This window comes from Micromonospora sp. A3M-1-15 (assembly GCF_024213425.1).
In the GTDB taxonomy this organism is placed as follows: domain Bacteria; phylum Actinomycetota; class Actinomycetes; order Mycobacteriales; family Micromonosporaceae; genus Micromonospora; species Micromonospora chersina.
The window spans coordinates 130,268-148,271 of sequence record NZ_JANAVK010000002.1 but is presented as its reverse complement, the minus strand read 5'-3'; the positions used below and the strand labels follow the sequence as shown (position 1 = coordinate 148,271).

17 protein-coding genes are annotated in these 18,004 nt (G+C 74.8%); 9 read left to right on the top strand and 8 right to left on the bottom strand.

The window, feature by feature from the left end:
* Entirely contained in the window at positions 1-987 is a 987-nt protein-coding gene (locus NLX85_RS10360; RefSeq protein WP_254334004.1) for an ABC transporter ATP-binding protein, read from the top strand.
* A gap of 71 nt (positions 988-1,058) precedes the next feature.
* Here NLX85_RS10360 and NLX85_RS10355 read toward each other — a convergent pair whose 3' ends face one another.
* The 7 genes from NLX85_RS10355 to folP all read right to left on the bottom strand — a co-directional run bounded on the left by NLX85_RS10355 (position 1,059) and on the right by folP (position 5,699).
* Positions 1,059-1,559 (bottom strand): hypothetical protein, encoded by a 501-nt coding sequence (locus NLX85_RS10355; protein ID WP_254334003.1) that lies wholly within the window; start codon positions 1,557-1,559, stop codon positions 1,059-1,061.
* A gap of 81 nt (positions 1,560-1,640) precedes the next feature.
* Entirely contained in the window at positions 1,641-1,949 is a 309-nt protein-coding gene (locus NLX85_RS10350; RefSeq protein ID WP_254334001.1) for a hypothetical protein, read from the bottom strand.
* Between the two features lie 68 nt (positions 1,950-2,017).
* Positions 2,018-3,247, bottom strand: a complete 1,230-nt coding sequence (locus NLX85_RS10345) for an ABC transporter permease (RefSeq protein WP_254333999.1) — start codon at positions 3,245-3,247, stop codon at positions 2,018-2,020.
* Positions 3,248-3,366: 119 nt separating this feature from the next.
* Positions 3,367-3,855 carry a DUF3180 domain-containing protein gene (locus tag NLX85_RS10340; protein WP_374628087.1) on the bottom strand — a complete coding sequence of 163 codons (489 nt, stop codon included), beginning with the start codon at positions 3,853-3,855 and terminating at the stop codon, positions 3,367-3,369.
* 61 nt (positions 3,856-3,916) lie between these two features.
* Complete coding sequence (gene folK / locus NLX85_RS10335) at positions 3,917-4,444, bottom strand: 2-amino-4-hydroxy-6-hydroxymethyldihydropteridine diphosphokinase (RefSeq protein ID WP_254333990.1); 528 nt, start codon at positions 4,442-4,444, stop codon at positions 3,917-3,919.
* Entirely contained in the window at positions 4,441-4,800 is a 360-nt protein-coding gene (folB, locus tag NLX85_RS10330; protein WP_148430943.1) for a dihydroneopterin aldolase, read from the bottom strand. The genes folK and folB overlap by 4 nt, the downstream gene beginning before the upstream one ends.
* A complete protein-coding gene (folP, locus tag NLX85_RS10325; RefSeq protein ID WP_254333988.1) occupies positions 4,797-5,699 on the bottom strand; it encodes a dihydropteroate synthase in 903 nt (300 codons plus the stop codon). The genes folB and folP overlap by 4 nt, the downstream gene beginning before the upstream one ends.
* A 361-nt stretch (positions 5,700-6,060) precedes the next feature.
* Here folP and NLX85_RS10320 point away from each other — a divergent pair, with 361 nt between their 5' ends.
* The 7 genes from NLX85_RS10320 to NLX85_RS10290 are packed head-to-tail and all read left to right on the top strand — an operon-like array spanning position 6,061 to position 14,585.
* On the top strand, positions 6,061-6,375 hold the full coding sequence (locus NLX85_RS10320; RefSeq protein WP_148430941.1) for a hypothetical protein: 315 nt from the start codon (positions 6,061-6,063) through the stop codon (positions 6,373-6,375).
* A 13-nt stretch (positions 6,376-6,388) separates the two neighbouring features.
* A complete protein-coding gene (locus tag NLX85_RS10315; RefSeq protein ID WP_091317037.1) occupies positions 6,389-6,751 on the top strand; it encodes a hypothetical protein in 363 nt (120 codons plus the stop codon).
* Between the two features lie 49 nt (positions 6,752-6,800).
* The gene (locus NLX85_RS10310) at positions 6,801-10,310 is read left to right on the top strand and encodes an ATP-binding protein (protein ID WP_254333986.1); all 3,510 of its coding nucleotides are present in this window, start codon (positions 6,801-6,803) and stop codon (positions 10,308-10,310) included.
* Position 10,311: 1 nt separating this feature from the next.
* The gene (locus tag NLX85_RS10305; RefSeq protein WP_254333984.1) at positions 10,312-12,243 is read left to right on the top strand and encodes an MFS transporter; all 1,932 of its coding nucleotides are present in this window, start codon (positions 10,312-10,314) and stop codon (positions 12,241-12,243) included.
* A complete protein-coding gene (locus NLX85_RS10300) occupies positions 12,240-12,800 on the top strand; it encodes a hypothetical protein (protein WP_254333982.1) in 561 nt (186 codons plus the stop codon). Before NLX85_RS10305 ends, NLX85_RS10300 begins: the two co-directional genes overlap by 4 nt.
* Positions 12,797-13,972 carry a peptidoglycan DD-metalloendopeptidase family protein gene (locus NLX85_RS10295; protein ID WP_254333980.1) on the top strand — a complete coding sequence of 392 codons (1,176 nt, stop codon included), beginning with the start codon at positions 12,797-12,799 and terminating at the stop codon, positions 13,970-13,972. The genes NLX85_RS10300 and NLX85_RS10295 overlap by 4 nt, the downstream gene beginning before the upstream one ends.
* A 13-nt stretch (positions 13,973-13,985) precedes the next feature.
* Positions 13,986-14,585 carry a hypothetical protein gene (locus NLX85_RS10290; RefSeq protein WP_254333978.1) on the top strand — a complete coding sequence of 200 codons (600 nt, stop codon included), beginning with the start codon at positions 13,986-13,988 and terminating at the stop codon, positions 14,583-14,585.
* A 10-nt stretch (positions 14,586-14,595) separates the two neighbouring features.
* Here the strand turns inward: NLX85_RS10290 and NLX85_RS10285 are convergent, their stop codons facing one another.
* Entirely contained in the window at positions 14,596-15,150 is a 555-nt protein-coding gene (locus tag NLX85_RS10285) for a hypothetical protein (RefSeq protein ID WP_254335506.1), read from the bottom strand.
* A 212-nt stretch (positions 15,151-15,362) separates the two neighbouring features.
* Between NLX85_RS10285 and NLX85_RS10280 the strand changes: the two genes are divergently transcribed.
* The gene (locus NLX85_RS10280) at positions 15,363-17,876 is read left to right on the top strand and encodes an FtsK/SpoIIIE domain-containing protein (RefSeq protein WP_254333976.1); all 2,514 of its coding nucleotides are present in this window, start codon (positions 15,363-15,365) and stop codon (positions 17,874-17,876) included.
* Positions 17,877-18,004: the final 128 nt, after the last annotated feature.

Below are 18,004 nucleotides of genomic sequence, written 5' to 3'. Positions count from 1 at the left end.
GTGGACGTTACCCCGGACGCCGGACACCGCGCGGCCTCGATCACCCTGGAGCGCATCCGCAAGCGCTATCCCGACGGCACGGAGGCGGTGCGGGAGCTGAGCCTGGAGGTGAAGGCCGGCGAGCTGGTGGTGCTGATCGGCCCCTCCGGCTGCGGCAAGTCCACCGTCCTGCGCATGATCAACCGGCTCATCGAGCCCACCGACGGACGGATCCTGCTCGGCGACGACGACGTCACCCGGGTCGACCCGGTCACGCTGCGCCGCCGCATCGGGTACGTCATCCAGAACGTCGGCCTCTTCCCGCACCAGACCGTCGCCGCGAACGTGGCCACCGTGCCGGGGCTGCTCGGCTGGCCCCGGGAGCGGACCCGGGCCCGGGTGGACGAGCTGCTGGAGCTGGTCGGCCTCGACCCGGGGCAGTTCGGCCGCCGCTACCCGCACGAGCTCTCCGGTGGGCAGCGGCAGCGGATCGGGGTGGCCCGCGCGCTTGCCGCCGACCCGGTGGTGCTGCTGATGGACGAGCCGTTCTCGGCCGTCGACCCGATCGTCCGGACCCGGCTCCAGGAGGAGTTCCTCCGGTTGCAGGCCGAGGTCCGCAAGACCATCGTGCTAGTCACCCATGACCTCGACGAGGCGGTCCGGCTGGGCGACCGGATCGCGGTGCTGTCCGAGGGCGGCCGGCTGGAGCAGTACGACACCCCGGCCGCGCTGCTCGGCTCGCCCGCCTCGCCGTTCGTCCGCGAGTTCGTCGGCGCCGACCGGGGCATCCGCCGGCTGGCGGTCACCCCGGTGACCCGCGAGGTGCTCGACCCGCTCCCGGCCGACGGCGGCGCCGACCTGCCGACCGTGCCGCTGGGCGGTTCGGCGTACGACGCGCTGGGCGGGCTGCTCACCTCCGGCGCCGAGCACGCGGTGGTCACCGAGGACGGCCGGCCGGTGGGACTGCTCAGCCGGGCCCGCGTGCTGGGCCTCGGCGTGCTGGACTGAGCCCTGAGCCCTGAGCCCTGAGCCCGGCCGCGCCGGACGGACCGGACTGGCCAGGCCGCCGATCCTGAGCCCTAGGCTCGGCCGCCGAGGCTGGCCAGGCCGACGATCCAGCCGGCGAAGAAGCCGTAGGTGACGCCGGTGCTTGCGCCCTGGAAGGCGGCGAAGAGCGAGCCGTGCGGCCCGAGGAGGGTGGCCAGCAGGGCGGTGCAGCCGGCGGCCAGGGCGTACGCGCCCCAGCCGGAGAAGAACTGGCTGCCCGAGCTCTCCACCCGGGCCACCTGCGGGCCGGGCAGCACGTAGAGCAGCGCGGCGGCCAGCACGATCAGCAGGATCGCCCGCAGGTTGGTGGCGAGCACGCCCTGCGACGGGTCGTCGGCGTGCAGCCGCCACGCCGGCCAGGCGAGCAGCCGGAGGAACCAGCCGCCGGCCCCGGTCGGGTCGGTGTGGTCCTGCACCCAGCCCACGTACATCGGGCTGCCGCAGACGGCGACGAGCAGGAGCGCGGCGAGCGTGCCGGTGCCGGCGGCCGTGCCGTACGCGCCGACGGTGCGGGGGCGGTTGGTGAGGGCCATGGAGCGGTCAGTTCCCGGCCCGCCGCGCCGGGCAAACCTGCGTACCCGCGAAACCGCCGAGGGTCGGCGGGTGGTCATCGATCAGTGCTTCAACAGGTAGTCGATGAAGGCGGCCCGCAGCAGCGGCGTGGACTCCTCCTCCTCGTAGCCGTGCCCGGCCATCTCCCGCCAGAGGGCGTTGGCCTCGTCGATGATCGGCCCGATCGAGTTGGGGGCGCCGTCCAGGACCGCGGCCTCGTCCGCGTTGGGCATGTGCCGCAGCACCGACCAGAAGAACTCGACGTCGCGGCGCTCCCGGGCCAGGTGGAACGCCTGCTCGCGCAGTTCCTCGGTGGAGAGCTTGTCCAGCTCGTCGAAGGTACGGCCGCCGGGGGCAGGAGTCTCCGTCATGCCGCGAGCCTAACCGGCGAGATCAGCTCGGGCCCGCCGGACGCCACGCCGGCGGCGGCCGGGCCGGGTCAGCGGTCCCCCGCGTCCCAGCGGCGCGGCTCGCTCTCCCAGCGCGGCGACTCCCACGAGTCGACGGTGTCGGTGTCCCGGACGGGCAGCACGGAGGGCCAGGCGTCGGCCGGCTCGGCCGAGGGGGTCAGGGCCCAGCCGGTGCTGATCGTGCCGTCGCCGCTCGGCCCGGTGGAGCGGGCCGGCACCCCGCCCGGCGGCGTCGGCCGCGGCCGGCCGAACGTCTCGACCAGCCGGGTGACCAGCAGGCCGGCCCCGAGGGCGGCCCCGCCCACCGCCCACCGGTTGATCGTCCAGTCCTGTGTCACGGCCCAGGCCAGGAAGACCTCCACGGCGCACACCGCCAGCAGCGTGCCGAAGATCCCACCCCGCCGGCCGTACGCGCTGGTGCCGCCGAGCATCACCGCGCCGATCGCCAGGACGGACCAGTCGAGCCCGCTCGCGGGCGCCACCGGGCCGTCCCCGTTCGCGGCGATCAGCACCCCGCCGAGCACGGCCAGCACGGTCGAGGCGATCAGCGCCAGCGCGGTCACCGTGGCGGCCACGGCGCCCCGCCGCAGGGCCGGGTCGGCGACCGGCCGGAACCGCCCGACCAGCCGGCGGACCGGTTTGATGGCGCCGAAGAGCCCGCCGAGGACGGCGACCGCGGCGAAGCCCACGAAGAGGTAGAGGGCGGTGCGCCGGGGGTCGTAGCCGCCCTGGACCACGACCGGGGTGGTCCGCCGCTCGATGTACACGATCACGGCCGCGGCCCCGGCCAGGCTGGCCGCCCAGCCGGGCACGTGCAGCACCACGACGGCCAGGGCGAGCGCCAGCCCGCCGAGCGCCGCCACCACCAGCGCCGGGAGCAGCGCTTCGCGCACACCGCGGTCGCCCTGCTCGGCGAAGTGCAGGGCGGCGGCCAGCGCGACCGGCCCGATCGCCAGGTTCACCGCGGCGGCCCGCAGGCTGAGCCCGGCGGCCAGGGTGAGCAGCCCGAGCCCGGCCACGTCGACCAGCAGCGTCTTCAACGCCCCGCCGCGCAGCGCGTCCGCGTCCTCCCGCCAGAGCAGCCAGGTCACCGCGGCCAGCCCGACCAGCAGCAGGAACTCCCAGACCACGTGCACGGCGATCCGGTCCCGGCCGGGCTCGCCGTGGGAGGGGTCGTCGAAAACGTTCTCCAGCACCGCCGCGGGCACGCCGGACGACGTCTCCACCGGCGCGATCCGGCCCGTCTCGTCGTACGCCATGGCCCGCGCCTCCCACATGGCCGGCCGTGCGGTCCGACGCGCGGGCGGACCGGCGGCGGCCGTTGCTCTCCGGTCGCCAGGCACGGTACCTGCGGGGGGAGGTGCTGGGAACCCCCTGATCAGAGCCGGCCGCGCGGGGTCTCCCGGTCGCCGGGCTCCCGGTCCTCGTCGTCCTCCTGCTCGGGCACCCGGCAGGACCGCTCCAGCCAGAGCGCCGCCGCGACCAGGGCGAGCGAGGCGAGCAGCCCGCCCCCGCCGGCCGGTCGGTCGCCCACCGCGGCGTTGGTCCGCTCGACGAAGAGCCAGGCGGTCAGCCCGGCGTAGAAGCCGGCGAAGATGGCCCCGGCCAGGGCGGACGCCTTGGCCAGCACCACGAACCGGGCGACCAGCAGCGGGTTCACCGGATCCCGCCCGGGGCGGCGCTCGATCCGGCCGCGGGTGTTGACCGCCGCGTACGCCTCCAGCACGGCCAGGCCGGCCAGCGTGACCACCGGCAGCCAGGGCAGGTCGGGGGCCACTTCGTAGTAGAAGGTGCTGATCAGCAGCCAGGCGAGCGCGGCGGCGGCCAGGGCGGCCACCACCAGCGTGGAGATCCGGGTGGGACCCATCCGGAAGCGCTGGGGGTCGCGCGGGGACTGCGCCTGGCTCATGCCGTCCGGCTCCACAGGGTCATGTGTCCGACTCTAACGCCAGATCGGGGCGCGGACCGAGTTCCAGCGCGTCGGAGGCGAGTGGCTCGGCGTTGAGCAGGTCGGTGAGCCAGCCGTGGCCGGGCAGCCGGCCGTGCGGCTCGATGTCGATCCACGGCCGCAGCACGAAGGCGCGCAGGTGGGCCCGGGGATGCGGCAGGGTCAGCTCGGGATCGTCGCTGAGCACCGGCTCCCCGGCCGCGTCCCAGACCGCGATCACGTCCACGTCGAGGGTGCGCGGCCCGTACCGTCGCTCCGGGTCACGGGTGCGGCCGGCCGCCGCCTCGGCGGCCCGGGCCCGCGCCAGCCAGTCGCGCGGGGTCGCCGCCGGGTCCCCGACCAGCACCGCCGCGTTGAGGTACGCGGGCTGGTCGGCATCCCCCCACGGTGGAGTCTCGTAGACGCCGGAGACCACCAGCACGGCGTCCCCGAACGAGGCCACCGCGGCGCGCAGGTGGGCGAGGCGGTCGCCCAGGTTGCTGCCGATCGACAACACGGCCCGGCTCATCGGGTACGCCGCATCGTCACGGCCACGTCCCGGAAGGTGTGCGGGATCGGGGCCTCCGGCTTGTGCACGGTGACCGTCGCGGCGGCCACCAGCGGCTCGGCCAGGCAGACCGCGAGGAGCCGGTCGGCGAGCGTCTCGATGAGGTTGACCGGCTCGCCGGTGACCACGGCGACCAGCTTCTCGGCCAGTTCGCCGTAGTGCACGGTGTCGGTCACCTCGTCCGAGCGGGCGGCCGGGGCGAGGTCGAGTTCGAGCACCGCGTCGACCACGAACTCCTGCCCCTGGGCGCGTTCGAAGTCGTAGACGCCGTGCCGGCCGTGCGCGCGCAGGCCGGTCAGCTCGATCCGGTCGGTCATCGGTCCCCCTCGTCGTTGCCGGGCCGCCCGGTCGGTCCCTGGTTCCCGTCGGTGGTGGGCCGGGCCAGGCGCGGGCGGCCGGTCGCCCGCCAGACGGCGAGCGCGTCGGCGGTGGCCCGGACGTCGTGGACGCGTACCCCCCAGGCGCCGGCCGCCACGGCGAGCACGCTGGTGGCCACCGTGGCCGCCTCGCGCTCGGCGGTGGGGCGGGGGTTGCCGTCCGGGTCGGCGAGCAGCCGGCCCAGGTAGGACTTGCGGCTCGACCCGAACAGCAGCGGGAAGCCGAGGTCGACCAGTTCGGGCAGGCGGGCGCTCAACTCCCAGTTGTGCGCGGCGGTCTTCGCGAAGCCCAGCCCCGGGTCGACGATGATCCGGTCGGCGGCCACGCCGGCGGCCAGCGCCTCGTCGACGCGCCGGCTCAGCTCGGCCCGCACGTCGGCCACCACGTCGGTGTAGCGGGCCAGGTCCCGCATCTCGCGGGAGTGCCCCCGCCAGTGCATGAGCACCCAGGGGCAGCCGGCGTCGCGGACCACCCGGGCCATGTCCGGGTCGGCGAGGCCGCCGGAGACGTCGTTGACCACGTCCGCGCCGGCGGCGAGGACCGCCTCGGCCACCCGGGCCCGGCTGGTGTCGATGCTGACCGGGATGCCGGCGGCGCTCAGCTCGCGGATCACCGGCAGCACCCGGGCGATCTCGGTCTCCGCGTCGACCCGGTCGGCGCCCGGCCGGGTGGACTCGCCGCCCACGTCGACCAGGCCCGCGCCGGCCGCCCGCAGTCGCACTCCGTGTGCGACGGCGGCGTCGAGGTCGGCGTATCGGCCGCCGTCGGAGAAGGAGTCGGGCGTGACGTTGAGGACGCCCATCACCACCGGGGCCTCCGCCCGTACCAGATCGGTCACGGACCCGACAGTACCGGTCGCCAGCAGGGCTTCCGGCGGCCCGGGCGACCCCGGCGGACGACACCCCTGACGTGCGGATTGGAACAGGTGTACGATCGGTCGTCGGGGCCGTTCCGGGTCGACTCTTCGCGGGTTGTCGCAAAGGTGGCCGGGCCGTACGCTTTGGAATTGCCCAGCATCGAGATGGCGAAGCCTGGAGGGAGGGCCGAAGCGGGACGAATCCCCCCAATGCTCACCACCCTCCGTGGTGGGTGACAAGCGCAGCGTCGTCGACGCTGTGTGGAACGAGCACCATCCCGCCAGGCTTTGCCCACGTGCACCACCGCGGCGCCGCCGGCCGCGACCTTGGGGAGGTTTTCCAGTGATCGCCATCGAGCTCATGGGGACGGCGTCCGCCGCCGTCGACCACGCGCTCCACACCCTGGCGTCGACTCCACTCGCCGAGCCGGCCCCCAAGGGCATCGACACCAGCGGTGTCGTCTCCTTCTTCGCCAGCAAGATCGCGCCGATCCTGCTCGCGGTGCTCGGCGTGATCTTCATCGGCCGGGCCAGCCGCGGCGAGATCTCCAAGGTGCTGACCAGCTCCGCCATCGCGATCATCGGGCTGGCCTTCATCGCCGGCGCCGCCACACTCTTCTTCGTCGGCGACTACCTGATCAAGCTGATCTTCGAATAGGCGTTGGGCGACGATGCGGCTGCGCACCGACGACGACATCTACCGGGCTCGCCTCGTCTACCTGGGGCCGCCCGGCTACACCCTTCCCGTCCATCTGCCGTACGCCCAGTACGGCCTGTTCATGCTGCTCGTACCCCTCTACATGTTCATCCACTGGTTGTTCACGCTCCAGGTCGAGCTGTTCCCCGCCTGGGAGATCTCGCTCGCCATCGTGACGACCTCGTTCATCTTCCGGTACGTCGACCCGGACCGGCCGGCGCGCATGGTCATCCGGACCGCGCTGACGGACTGGCGACGCACCCGGGAGCCGGCCGCGGAACTGCGCGACCCGCGCCTCGTCGCGAGCCGGATCAGGATCCGGGAGGAACTGGCATGACCGGGCGTACGCCGACGGCGCAGACGAACGACGCGGGTGAGGCGGTCGCATGAGTCGCTCTTCCACGCCGGGTTCCCCGGCCGGACGTCCGGCCGGGCCCTACGGTAACCGTGCGCGATCGTTCGACTACCCACCGGACGAGGAGCTGGACGAGGTCACCCTCGACCCGGCGCTGGTGACCAGCCCCCAGCACGGTCGCGTCGGGGTCTTCCAGCCGCCCCGGCCGCTCGCCCCGCGCGGCGAGCAGCGGGAGCCCGTGGTCGCCGACAGCGGCGACATCGACTCCCCCTTCCTCGACCTCTTCGGCGGCGCGCAGCCCCGCGCCCGACGGCCGGCCGGCCCGCCCGCCGGCCCGCCGGCCCCGGTGGAGCCCGTGGTGGCGCCGCCCCGGCGCGGCGTCGGCCGCGAGGGGCTGCCGATCCCGCACCAGCACGCCGCTCCGGTCGAGCCGGCCCTGCCGCCCCGGGCTGTCCCGTCCCAGCACTCCGCCCCGGTCGAGCCGGTCGAGCCGCCCCTGCCGATCCCGCACCAGCACGCCGCTCCGGTGGAGCCGGTCGAGCGGCCCCTGCCGCCACCGGCCCTGCCCGCCTGGCCGGAGGACGAGCCGCCGGCCGCCCGATTCCGGGAGAGCGCGCCCGGCGTCCGCCCCGTGGGCCGGCCCCGCGAGGCGGTCGAGGCCGCCCACCCGGCGGTGCCCGCGGCCGCCGAAGCGCCGGAGCGGCCCGCCCTCGAAGCGGCGCCGGCCACCCGTACCCGAGTGCCGCACCAGGTCGGCGACCGGCTCCCGGCGCTCCGGTCCACCGCCGAGCCGGAGCCGGCCGAGCCGGAGACCCCGGTCGAGCGCCCCGCCCGCCGGCGCGACCGGCGGACGGCGGAGCCCCGGCCCGAGGCGCGCGAGCTGGCCACCCCGTCCGGCCGGGAGGTGGCCGCGCCCCGGCAGCGGTCCCCGGAGCGCGGCGGCAAGCTCGCGAAGCCGGTCCGGGTCAAGGCCCCGAAGATCAAGTTCGGTGACCGGGACCCCTCGGTCGAACTGGCCATCACCGAGATCGCCGGCCACCTCACCTTCACCCCGAACACGGTGACGGCCTGGTACTGGCTGCCCGAGGTGCGCTGGGCGTTCCGCCCCGACGCCGAGCGCGAGGCGCTGCTCTCCGCGATCTCCGAGCAGTACGCCGGCCTGGCCGGCTTCCGGCTGCACCTCCGCCGCACCACCCGGCCGTTCCCGGCCGACGAGTGGGCCCGCACCATCGACGCGCACACCGCCGCCCCGCTGCCCGACGTGCCCGGCACCACCGGCTGGGCCGACCACCTGGTCGCCGCGCAGCGGCACCTCATGGCGGTCAACCACGCCGAGGGGCAGACCTACCTGGGCGTCACCTTCGCCCGCCGGTCGCTCGGCGACTCGCTCACCGAACGGCTGCTGCGCACCTTCGGCCGGGGCACCGCCGACGGCGAGCGCCGCCGGCTCGGTCGCACCGTCGAGCAGTTCGACGAGGTGCTCGGCGCGTTCGGCATGCGGGGCCGCCGGGTCACCGCGCAGGAACTGGAGTGGCTGCTCTACCGCTCGGTGGCGCTCTGCATGGCGCCGCCCGGCGTGCTCTCCCCCATCACCAACGGCCGGTGGGAACGCGGTGACCTTCTCGCCCTCACCGAGCAGGTCGAGCGCTACCGCACCCCCTACGGTTCCACCGTCAAGCTGGTCAACCGGATGACCGGCGAGGAGCGGCACGTGGCCGTGCTGGCGGTCGGCCGGATGGAACCGCTGGAGATCCCCGAACGGCACGAGCCCTGGCTGCACTTCCACGAGCGGCTGCCGTGGCCCATGGAGCTCTCCACCCGGGTCGACATCCTCGGCCCCGGCGACTCCTTCCGTAACCTCGAACACCGGCTCCGCATGATCCGCTCGCAGCAGCTCGACTACGCCGAGCACGGCATCGACGCGCCGCCCGAGCTGGAGCGGCTGGCCAAGCGGGCACTGGTGATCGGCGACGAGATGACCACCGGCCTACCGGTGGACTCGGCCCGCGCGCACGGCTGGCACCGGATCGCGGTCGGCGGCCGCACCCGCGAGGAGTGCCTGGAACGCGCCCGCCGGCTCATCCAGCTCTACTCGCGCGAGCTGCGGATCTCGCTCCAGCACCCGAAGAACCAGGACTGGCTGGCCCGCGAGTTCATCCCCGGCGAGCCGATCGCCAACACCGGCTACGTCCGGCGGATGCCGGTCAACCTGCTCGCCGCGGCCCTGCCCCAGGCCGCCTCCACGGTCGGCGACCGGCGCGGCGACCTGATCGGCCGGACCGCCGGCACCTGCCGCCGCCCGGTCTTCCTCGACCTGCACTTCCCCATGGAGGTACGCGAGCGCTCCGGCCTCGCCGTCTTCGTCGCCGAGCCGGGCGGTGGCAAGTCCACCCTGCTCGGCGCGCTCGGCTACCTGGCCGCCCGCCGGGGTGTGCAGGTGACCCTGCTCGACCCGTCCGGCCCGCTGGCCCGGCTCTGCGCCATGCCCGAGCTGGCACCGTACTCGCGGGTGCTCAACCTGACCGGCTCGGAGCAGGGCACCCTGGCCCCGTACGCGCTGATCCCCACGCCGCTGCGCACCGAGTTCGCCGCCGGGGCGGCCGGCGACCGGGAGTTCGAGATCGCGGTCTCCAACGCTCGCGCCGAGCGCCGGATGCTGGTGCAGGACATCTGCATGATGCTGGTGCCGCCGCAGGTGGCCCGGGAGGCGTCCACGGCCACCCTGTTCCGGCACGCCGTACGCCAGGTGCCGGCCGAGGAGACCTCGACGCTTGACGACGTGGTCGCCTGCCTCCAGGGGCTGGACGACGACGCCGGCCGGGAGCTGGCCAACCTGCTCCTCGACACCGCCGAGATGCCGCTGGCCATGCTCTTCTTCGGCCGCCCGCCCGAGGGGCTGCTCGGCGCCGACGCGGCGCTCACCGTGATCACCATGGCCGGGCTCCGGCTGCCCGACCTCAAGATCGAGCGCGAGTACTGGTCGGCCGAGGAGGCGCTGGCCCTGCCGATGCTGCACACCGCGCACCGGCTGGCCGTCCGCCGCTGCTACGGCGGCTCGATGTCCTCCCGCAAGCTGGTGGGCCTGGACGAGGCGCACTTCATGGAGGGCTGGCGCTCCGGCCGCTCGTTCCTGGTCCGCCTCGCCCGCGACTCCCGCAAGTGGAACCTGGCCGCGCTTGTCGCCTCGCAGAACCCGAAGGACATCCTCGGTCTCGACGTGCAGAACCTCGTCTCCACCGTCTTCGTCGGCCGGATCGCCGAGGACACCGAGATCGCCTCCGAGGCGCTGCGGCTGCTCCGGGTGCCGGTCAACGACGGCTACGAGGCCACCCTCGCCTCGCTGTCCCAGGCCGACAGCGGCTCGGCCGCCCGGCTCGGCTTCCGCGAGTTCGTCATGCGCGACGTCGACGGGCGCGTGCAGAAGGTCCGGGTCGACGTGTCGTACGTCGACGGGCTGCTGGAGCACCTGGACACCACACCCGCCACGGTCGCCCAGGCCGCCGGGCAACTGCCGACCGTCCTGGCTGATCTGGAGGCGTGACATGGCGAGGGCACGGATCGCGGCGCTCCTCCTCGCTCTCGGCGTACTGGCCGGGGCCACCATCGCCTGGCCGCTGGTCGGGGCGACACCCGCGTACGCCGCCGTACCGGCCGCCCAGGCCCGGGCCGAGCTGTGCAGCACCAAGGAGTGGCAGGCCGACTTCCGCGCCTGCGTGGCCAAGCTCAAGGCGGTCAGCGAGGACCAGGTCGAGTGCCGCAACGCGCCGGTGCCCGGGGCCCCGGACTCGGGTCTGGCCGGCTGGTTCGCCTCCCGCCCCGACTCCGCCAAGCAGCCCGGGCCCAAGGGCCTCTACAGCGACTACGGCTATGCCGGATACAGCTACACGACGTACGACGTCGACGGCGGCTGCGCCTCCTCGGTGCTGCATCCGGACTACCGGTTCACCACGATGGTGGCGAACGGCGAGTTCATGTTCGCCAACGCGATCATCGGGGCGTCCAACGCGCTGCGCGAACGGGCCTGGGACCCGCGCACGATGTGGCGCTGGGCGGACCCGCTGGTGGAGCAGGCCACCAAGGCCGTCTACCAGAAGGTGTTCAGCGTCTTCGGCATCATCACGATCTGCGTGGTCGGTCTCTACCTGCTCTGGCGGTCACGCCAGTCGGACATGAGCAACGCCATGACCACGGCCGGCTGGGCCATCCTGGTCATGGTCGCGGTGACCGCCCTGGCCGCCTGGCCGGTCAAGTCGGCAAACATCGCCGACAACGCCCTGATCACGAGCCTCGGCGTGGTGCACGACGCCGTCGGTCCGACGTCCAAGGACATTCCCCCGGACAAGTGCGTCCTGCCGAACCCGGATGCGTGTGTCGACAAACGCCCGCCTGCGGTCCGCGCCAGCGACACCGCGACCGAGACGATGCTCTACCGCAACTGGCTGCGCGGCGTGCTCGGCTCGGCCGACAGCGAGACCGCCAAGAAGTACGGTCCGGCGCTCTACGACGCCAAATCCTTGACCTGGGGAGAAGCGGAGTCCATCCGCGCCAAGCCCGCAACTCGCGATGTAATCATCAAGGCCAAGCAGCAGCAGTGGGCCCGGGTGGCCGAGCAGATCAAGTCGGAGGATCCGGAGGCGTACGAGTACCTCCAGGGCGTCCGGGACATGGACCGGATCGGCGCGGGCTTCATCGCGGTGCTGGCGTCGCTGCTCTTCGCGATGTTCGACCTGACCGCCTCGCTGCTGGTGCTGCTCGGCTTCCTCATCTTCCGGTGGGCCGTGATCGCCGCGCCGATCCTGGGCACGGTCGGGCTGATGCGCCCAGCCAGCGCCGGCCTCCGCCGGCTGGCCAACGCCGTGGTCGCCGCGGTGTTCAACATCGCCATCTTCGGCACGGGCGCGGCCATCTACCTGTTCGCGGTGGATCTGATCATGAACACGCCCACCCTGCCCGGCTGGCTCCAGGTGGTCCTGGTCTGGCTCTGCGGCGTGGTGGGCTGGCTGCTGCTCCGCCCGTACCGGCGGATCACCCAGCTCGGCGGCAAGGACAGCAGCGAGGCGGTCAGCTCGGCCGGCTCCTGGCACCGGCGGTTCTTCCGCGACATGCGGGTCGCGGCCCGCCTCGACGTGGCCGAGCCGGGCGGCACGGCCGAGCCCGCGATGGGGCGGCGGCGCGGCGTCCCGGCCGACCAGCGCAGCCTCCGGCCGGAGGCCCGGCACGAGGACCCGGCGCACACCGTCACGGCGGTCGAACGGGAACGGCCGGACGGGCGGGAGCGTCCCGAGCAGGCACCGGCGACCGAGCCCGGGTCCGAGCGCCGCGGCGGCGCGGCCCGACCCCGCCGGCAGCCGGGCGGCTGGACCGGGCCCGACGTGCCCGAGGAGGCGCCCTCCTTCGCCGTCTACCGGCCGGACTCGGCCGACCGCGCCCCGGCGCCCAAGCCGGCGCCGCGGGTCCGCTCCGAGGCACGGTGACACCGGTGCGGCGGGCGCTGGAATTCCTGTTCACCCGGGTACTGCGGTCCCGGCTCGGCATCGCCCTGGTGATCGCCGTCCTGGTCTTCGGCGTGATCGGCGCGGCCCGGCTGGTCTCCGGTCCGGTCGACTCGACCACCGGCCTCAGCACCCGGCCGAGCCAGCCGATCAGCACGGTGGACCCGCACGCCGGTGACGACGGGGTGCTGTCGAGCCCGCCGGCGGCGGTCTCCCCGAAGACCCGGGCGGGCGAGGCCACCCCCGAGCAGACCGCGAGCCGGTTCACCACGGCCTGGCTCACCGGCCCCGGCAGCAGCGGCGACGCCTGGCAGGCCCGGCTGCGGCCGCTCTCCACCCCCGCGCTCGTCGAGAAGATGACCGGCGCCGACCCGGAGAGCGTGCCCGCCCGCCGGACGGCCGGCGCGGTGACCCTCCGGCCGCGGACCGAGTCCTTCGTGGAGGCGCTGGTCCCGCTCGACAACGGCCGGCTCCGGCTTGAACTGGTGGCCCCGGACGGCCGGTGGCTGGTGGATGCGGTCGACTGGGAGCGGCAGTGAGCGCGGCGCCCGACGTCACGGCGCCGGTCCGCCGCAAGCTCCGGGTCGGCGTGCTGGTCACCGCCGTCACCACGGTGCTCACCCTGCTCTGCTGTGTCGGCGGGGCGGGCGCGTTCCTCCTCACCGAACTCGGCGGCGACCAGAAGGACGGCGTGCTCGCCGGCCTGAACTGCGACCCGGCCTACCAGGTCAACCTCACCGGGGACATGCCGCGCTTCACCGAGTACGGCGACGGCCAACTCCGCAACGCCGCCGTCATCATCAAGGTCGGCCAGGACATGAAGGTGCCGGCCCGCGGCTGGGTGATCGCGCTGGCCACCGCCATGCAGGAGTCCGCCCTGCGCAACCTCGCCAACAGCACGGTGCCGGCGTCCCTGGCCCTGCCGCACGAGGGCGTCGGGGCCGACCACGACTCGCTGGGCCTGTTCCAGCAGCGACCCGGGTGGGGCAGCGTGGAGCAGCGGATGACGCCCTCCTACACGGCCCGGAAGTTCTACGAGAAGATGGTCCGGGTGCGGGACTGGCAGCACCGGCCGCTCACCGTGGTGGCGCAGCGGGTGCAGGTCAGCGCCTTCCCGGACGCCTACGCGAAGCACGAGGACCTGGCCGGCCGGATCGTGGACGCGCTCGCCGGCGGGGCCGCCCGGACCGTCGAGATCGCCGGCAAGGCGGTCTGCGACGCCGCCGCCGGGGCGCGGATCGCCGCCTCCGGCTGGACCGCCCCGCTGCCCGGCGGCGTCGTCTCCGGCTTCCGCACCACGGAGCGGCCCAGCCACAACGGGGTCGATCTCGCCGCCGACAAGCGCACCGAGATCCATGCCGCCTCGGCGGGCCGCGTGCTGGTGGCCCGCTGCGACCCCGACCACTCCGGGAAACGCGACTGCGACCGGGACGGCTGGCCGGGCAAGGGCGGCTGCGGCTGGTTCGTCGACATCCTGCACGCCGGCGGCTACATCACCCGCTACTGCCACATGATCGAGCGCCCCCAAGTGGTCCCGGGCCAGTCCGTGGAGGCGGGCGAGGTGATCGGCCTCTCCGGCACGAGCGGCAACTCCTCCGGCCCGCACCTGCACTTCGAGGTGCACATCGACAGCGACCGGTCCAGCCGCGGCGCGGTCAACCCGGTGCCGTTCATGCGCGAGCGGGGCGTCCCGGTGGACGGGACCGCGTGAGGCGCACCGGCACATGAGCAACCCGCTGCCCGACCCCTTCGCGGACCGGCCCGACTGGGCGCCGCTGCCGCCCCGACCCGTCGACATCGTCCCCGCCACCGGGCGGATCGAACTGCGCGGCCGCCGCGTGCTGGTCGGCCTGCCCGGCCTCGGGTGGCGTGGTGACCTGCGCGCCGACGAGCGGGTCGTGCAGGGCAGCCGGACCTACGTGCCGGTCATCCCGGAGCACGAGTGGTACCGCGCCGAGTCCGAGCAGGTCGAGGTCTTCGCGCCGCTCGTGCCGGTGGAGCGGGTCTGGGTGGAGACCGTGGGCGAGCGGCGGCCGAGCGCCGGTCCGCCCGAGCCGGGCATCCGGCTGGTCTCACTCGACGCGCCCACCCGGCGCCCGCCCACGCCGGTCTTCGAGGCCGACTCCGTCACCGGCCGGCGGGTGGTGCACGTGACCGGGGCGACCGAGCAGCGTGACCTCCGCGCGGTCACCGAGGCCTACTCCGGAGCGGACGGGGACATCTGCGTCCGGGTGGCCCCGGAACTGGAGTGGTACCGCTGGGCCTGGCGCGGCCAGGCACCGACCACCATGGAGGTACCGGTCCACCTGCTCTGGCTGGAGTGAGAGAGACCGATCAGGAGCGCTTGGCCGTACACACGCGCCAGCCGTCTCGGCGCTGCGTTTCGAACCGCCAGCCCTGCCGATCGCTTTGCGAGATCCCATCGACGAACGCCGAGATGACCAAGTCAACCTGAACTATGGCGCGGTCCCCCTGCTGCTGCACACTGAGCGCTTCCCAGCCCACAGAAATCTCTGTCCCGAAGCGACCTTCCCGAGTCACGAGGTCCTCACGAAGGAGCTTCAAATCGCCGAGGTCGGTACCGCCATCGCAGGTGAACTCGTCCGCCTTCGTGTCGTTGCGGTCTTCGAAGAAGGCTTGGATGTAGTTGGCCACCGCGACCTCAGGGCTGCTGCGGTCGGGAGCGGTTGCCCGGTCGTACAGCACGAAGCCGACGACCGCGCCACCGGCGCAGAGCAGCGCCAACACCCCGGCGACCACCACGAGAACGGTGCGCAGCCGCCGCTTCGGGCGTACCGGCGCCGGAGCGGGCGCGGGCGGCGCCAACTGCTCGGGCGGGGTCCGCTGGGCCGGTACCCGGGAGACCTGGGAACCGGCGGGGGGCTGCACTGATTCCACCTCCTGAGGCTATCGGCTGCGCGCCGCGTACCCAATGCCTCAGAACTGGCGGATCGTGGCGAACCGCCGGACGGGTCCGGCGGGTGAGGCTGCTCACCGCTGAGCCGGGCACCGCGCCGACCGACATCCCGGAGGACGGCCCCCGGCTGGGATACCGTCACCATCGGGGAGGAGATGTCGGCCTCGGGAAGAGAGGTGGACGGGTGGCGAGTCCGAAGGCGCGCGCCGGCCGGGCCGCCGCGCTGCACCGCAGGGCCGAGGCCACCGCGACCGCGGCGGCCGCGATCCTCGACGAGATCCGGCCCGCGCCCGCCGATCACCACCGGCAGTACGAGCTGGCCGAGCGGCTCCGTGCCGCGGCTTCGCTCGCCGCGCCGGGCTGGGCCGGCGACCCGCTGGAGACGCTGGCCCCGACGATCCCGCCCGGGGACGGCCCGCCCACCTTCGTCCGGGTCGGCACCGCCGCGCCGCTGGACGACGCCCGGTTCCCAGCACTGGTGCCGCTGCTGGGCAGCGGGCATCTGAGCGTCGACGCCGACGCCGGCGACCCGCGGGTGGCCGGGCTGCTCCGGGCCCTGCTGCTGCGGCTGTTCGCGGCCAGCCCGGCCGGCGCCCTGCTGGCCCGCGCGGTCGACGGTGGCCCGGGCGCCACACTGGCCGGTTACGCGCCGCTGGCCGACGCGGGCCTGCTGCCGCCGCCCGCCACCGACCTGACCGGGTTCCGGGCGGTGCTGGCCGAGGCCGAACAGTGGGTGGCCGCCGGCACGGCGCGTCAGCGCGGGCACGACCGTACGCTGCTGCTGATGGTGGCCGCCCTGCCCGACGGCGCCGCCCCGTCCGATCTCGACCGGCTCGCCGAGCTGGCGGCGCAGGGTCCCCGGGCCGGGCTGCACCTGGTGGTGGCCGGCTGGCCCGACACGGTGCCGCTGCCGCAGGCGACCCCGCTCGCGGTGCGCACCGCGTACGCGCTGGTCGGCGATCCGCCCGCCGCCGGCTTCAGCAGTCCCGGGGCGGAGTCGCCGGGCGGGTTGAACTGCCCGGTCTTCCTCGACGAGGACCCGCCCGAGGAACTGGTGGCCGGGGTGTGCCGGCGGCTGGTCCGGCAGATCGAGGACGGCTCCCGCCTCGCCCTCACCGACCTGCTGCCCGACGGCGAACTCTGGGCGGAGGGTTCGGTCGACGGGCTCGTCACGACGGTCGGTGACGCCGCCGGGCGGCCGGTCAGCCTGGGCTTCACCGAGCTGACCCCGCACTGGCTGGTCAGCGGGCGCTCGCAGGCCGGCCGGTCGGCGTTCCTCACCGACGCGCTCTTCGGCCTGGCCGCCCGCTACGGCCCCGACGAGCTGGTCCTCTACCTGGCCGACCTCGACGACGGCGAGTCCTTCGTGGAGTTCCTCCAGACCGAGCGGGACCGCTCCTGGGTGCCGCAGGTCCGCGCCGCCGGGATGGCCGCCGACCGCGAGTACGTGGCGGACCTGCTCGGCGAGCTGGAGGCGGAGCTGCGCCGCCGGGAGGAGGCGGCCCGGCGGGCCGGCGGGCAGCGCTACGCCGAGCTGCGCCAGCACCAGTCGCTGCCCCGGATCGTCTGCGTGATCGACAACTTCCCGCTGCTGCTGCGTGAGCGGGACCGGCTCGCCACCGACCTGCTCGCCCGGCTGGACGGGCTGGCCCGCGCCGCCCGGTCGTACGGGATCCACCTGGTCCTGGCCGGCGAGGGAGACCTCGCCATCGGCGGCCCGCGCGACCCGCTGCTCGGCCAGTTCCCGGTCCGGGTGGCGCTGCCCGGGGGTTCGGCCGTGCTGGAGCCGACCAACGACTCGGCGGCCGGCCTGCCGGTGGGCAGCGCGGTGGTGAACACCGCCGGCGGGCTGGGCGGCCCGCGCGGCGCGACCCGGGGCCACGAGCGGATGATCCGGTTCCCCGACCCGCACGAGGACCCGGAGGTCCTCGCCGACCTGCGGCACCGGCTCTGGTCGGCCCGGCCCGAGGGCGCCGCCCCGCCGGTGGTCTTCGCCGGGTTCGCCCGCCCGCTGCTCGCCAACGACCCGCACCACCGGGCCGCGCTGGCCGGCCGGGCGCACGCGCCGGCCGCGCTGCTCGGCCGGGCGGTGGACGTCCGACGCTCCACGGTGGCCGTGCCGCTCGGCCCGGCCGCCGGCCGGAACCTGGCCGTGCTGGGCCGGGACGACGAGGCCGAGCGGCTGCTGGTCACCGCGGTCCGCAGCGCGGCGGCGGCGCACCCGGGCGCGGCGCGGTTCGTGCTGGCGCCGCTGGCCAACGGCTCGGCCGAGCCGGCCGGCGTGCTCGCCGCCGAGCTGGCCGGGCGGCACCGGGTGGAGACCGTCGACGTGACCGGGTTGCGGGCGGCGATGGCGGCGGACGAGCCGGGCTACCTCGTGGTGTTCGGGCTGGACGTACCGGACGCGACCGAGCTGCCGCCCGAGCTGCTGCGCGCGCTGCTGCTGGAGGGGCCGCCGGCCGGCCGGCACCTGCTCGGCTGGTGGCGCACGGTGGCGCCGCTGGCCGGGCTGCTCGGTCCGGAGGGCGAGGTGGACAAGCTCACCGCCGTGGTGGTGACCGACGTGCCCGGCGGCCGGCTGGAGCAGCTCTTCGACCGGCCGGTGCTCTGGCAACCCCGGCCGGGCCGTGCCGTGCTCTGGGACGGTCCCGGCGAGCAGGGCACGGTGCTGGTCCCCTTCGGCGAGGGGGCACCGTGAGCGCGAGGAGTGAGCCGCGGTTGCGAGCCCCGCAGTCGCGAACCGAGGTGACACCGTGAGCGCGAGGAGTGAGCCGCGGTTGCGAGCCCCGCAGTCGCGAACCGAGGTGACACCGTGAGCGCGAGGAG

Bases quoted from the DNA above. Each gene is read 5' to 3' on its own strand.
- NLX85_RS10355 (WP_254334003.1), bottom strand. From the start codon at position 1,559: ATGGCCCTCACCAACCGCCCCCGCACCGTCGGCGCGTACGGCACGGCC.
- NLX85_RS10350 (WP_254334001.1), bottom strand. From the start codon at position 1,949: ATGACGGAGACTCCTGCCCCCGGCGGCCGTACCTTCGACGAGCTGGAC.
- NLX85_RS10345 (WP_254333999.1), bottom strand. From the start codon at position 3,247: ATGGCGTACGACGAGACGGGCCGGATCGCGCCGGTGGAGACGTCGTCC.
- NLX85_RS10340 (WP_374628087.1), bottom strand. From the start codon at position 3,855: ATGGGTCCCACCCGGATCTCCACGCTGGTGGTGGCCGCCCTGGCCGCC.
- folK (WP_254333990.1), bottom strand. From the start codon at position 4,444: ATGAGCCGGGCCGTGTTGTCGATCGGCAGCAACCTGGGCGACCGCCTC.
- folB (WP_148430943.1), bottom strand. From the start codon at position 4,800: ATGACCGACCGGATCGAGCTGACCGGCCTGCGCGCGCACGGCCGGCAC.
- NLX85_RS10315 (WP_091317037.1), top strand. From the start codon at position 6,389: ATGCGGCTGCGCACCGACGACGACATCTACCGGGCTCGCCTCGTCTAC.
- NLX85_RS10310 (WP_254333986.1), top strand. From the start codon at position 6,801: ATGAGTCGCTCTTCCACGCCGGGTTCCCCGGCCGGACGTCCGGCCGGG.
- NLX85_RS10305 (WP_254333984.1), top strand. From the start codon at position 10,312: ATGGCGAGGGCACGGATCGCGGCGCTCCTCCTCGCTCTCGGCGTACTG.
- NLX85_RS10290 (WP_254333978.1), top strand. From the start codon at position 13,986: ATGAGCAACCCGCTGCCCGACCCCTTCGCGGACCGGCCCGACTGGGCG.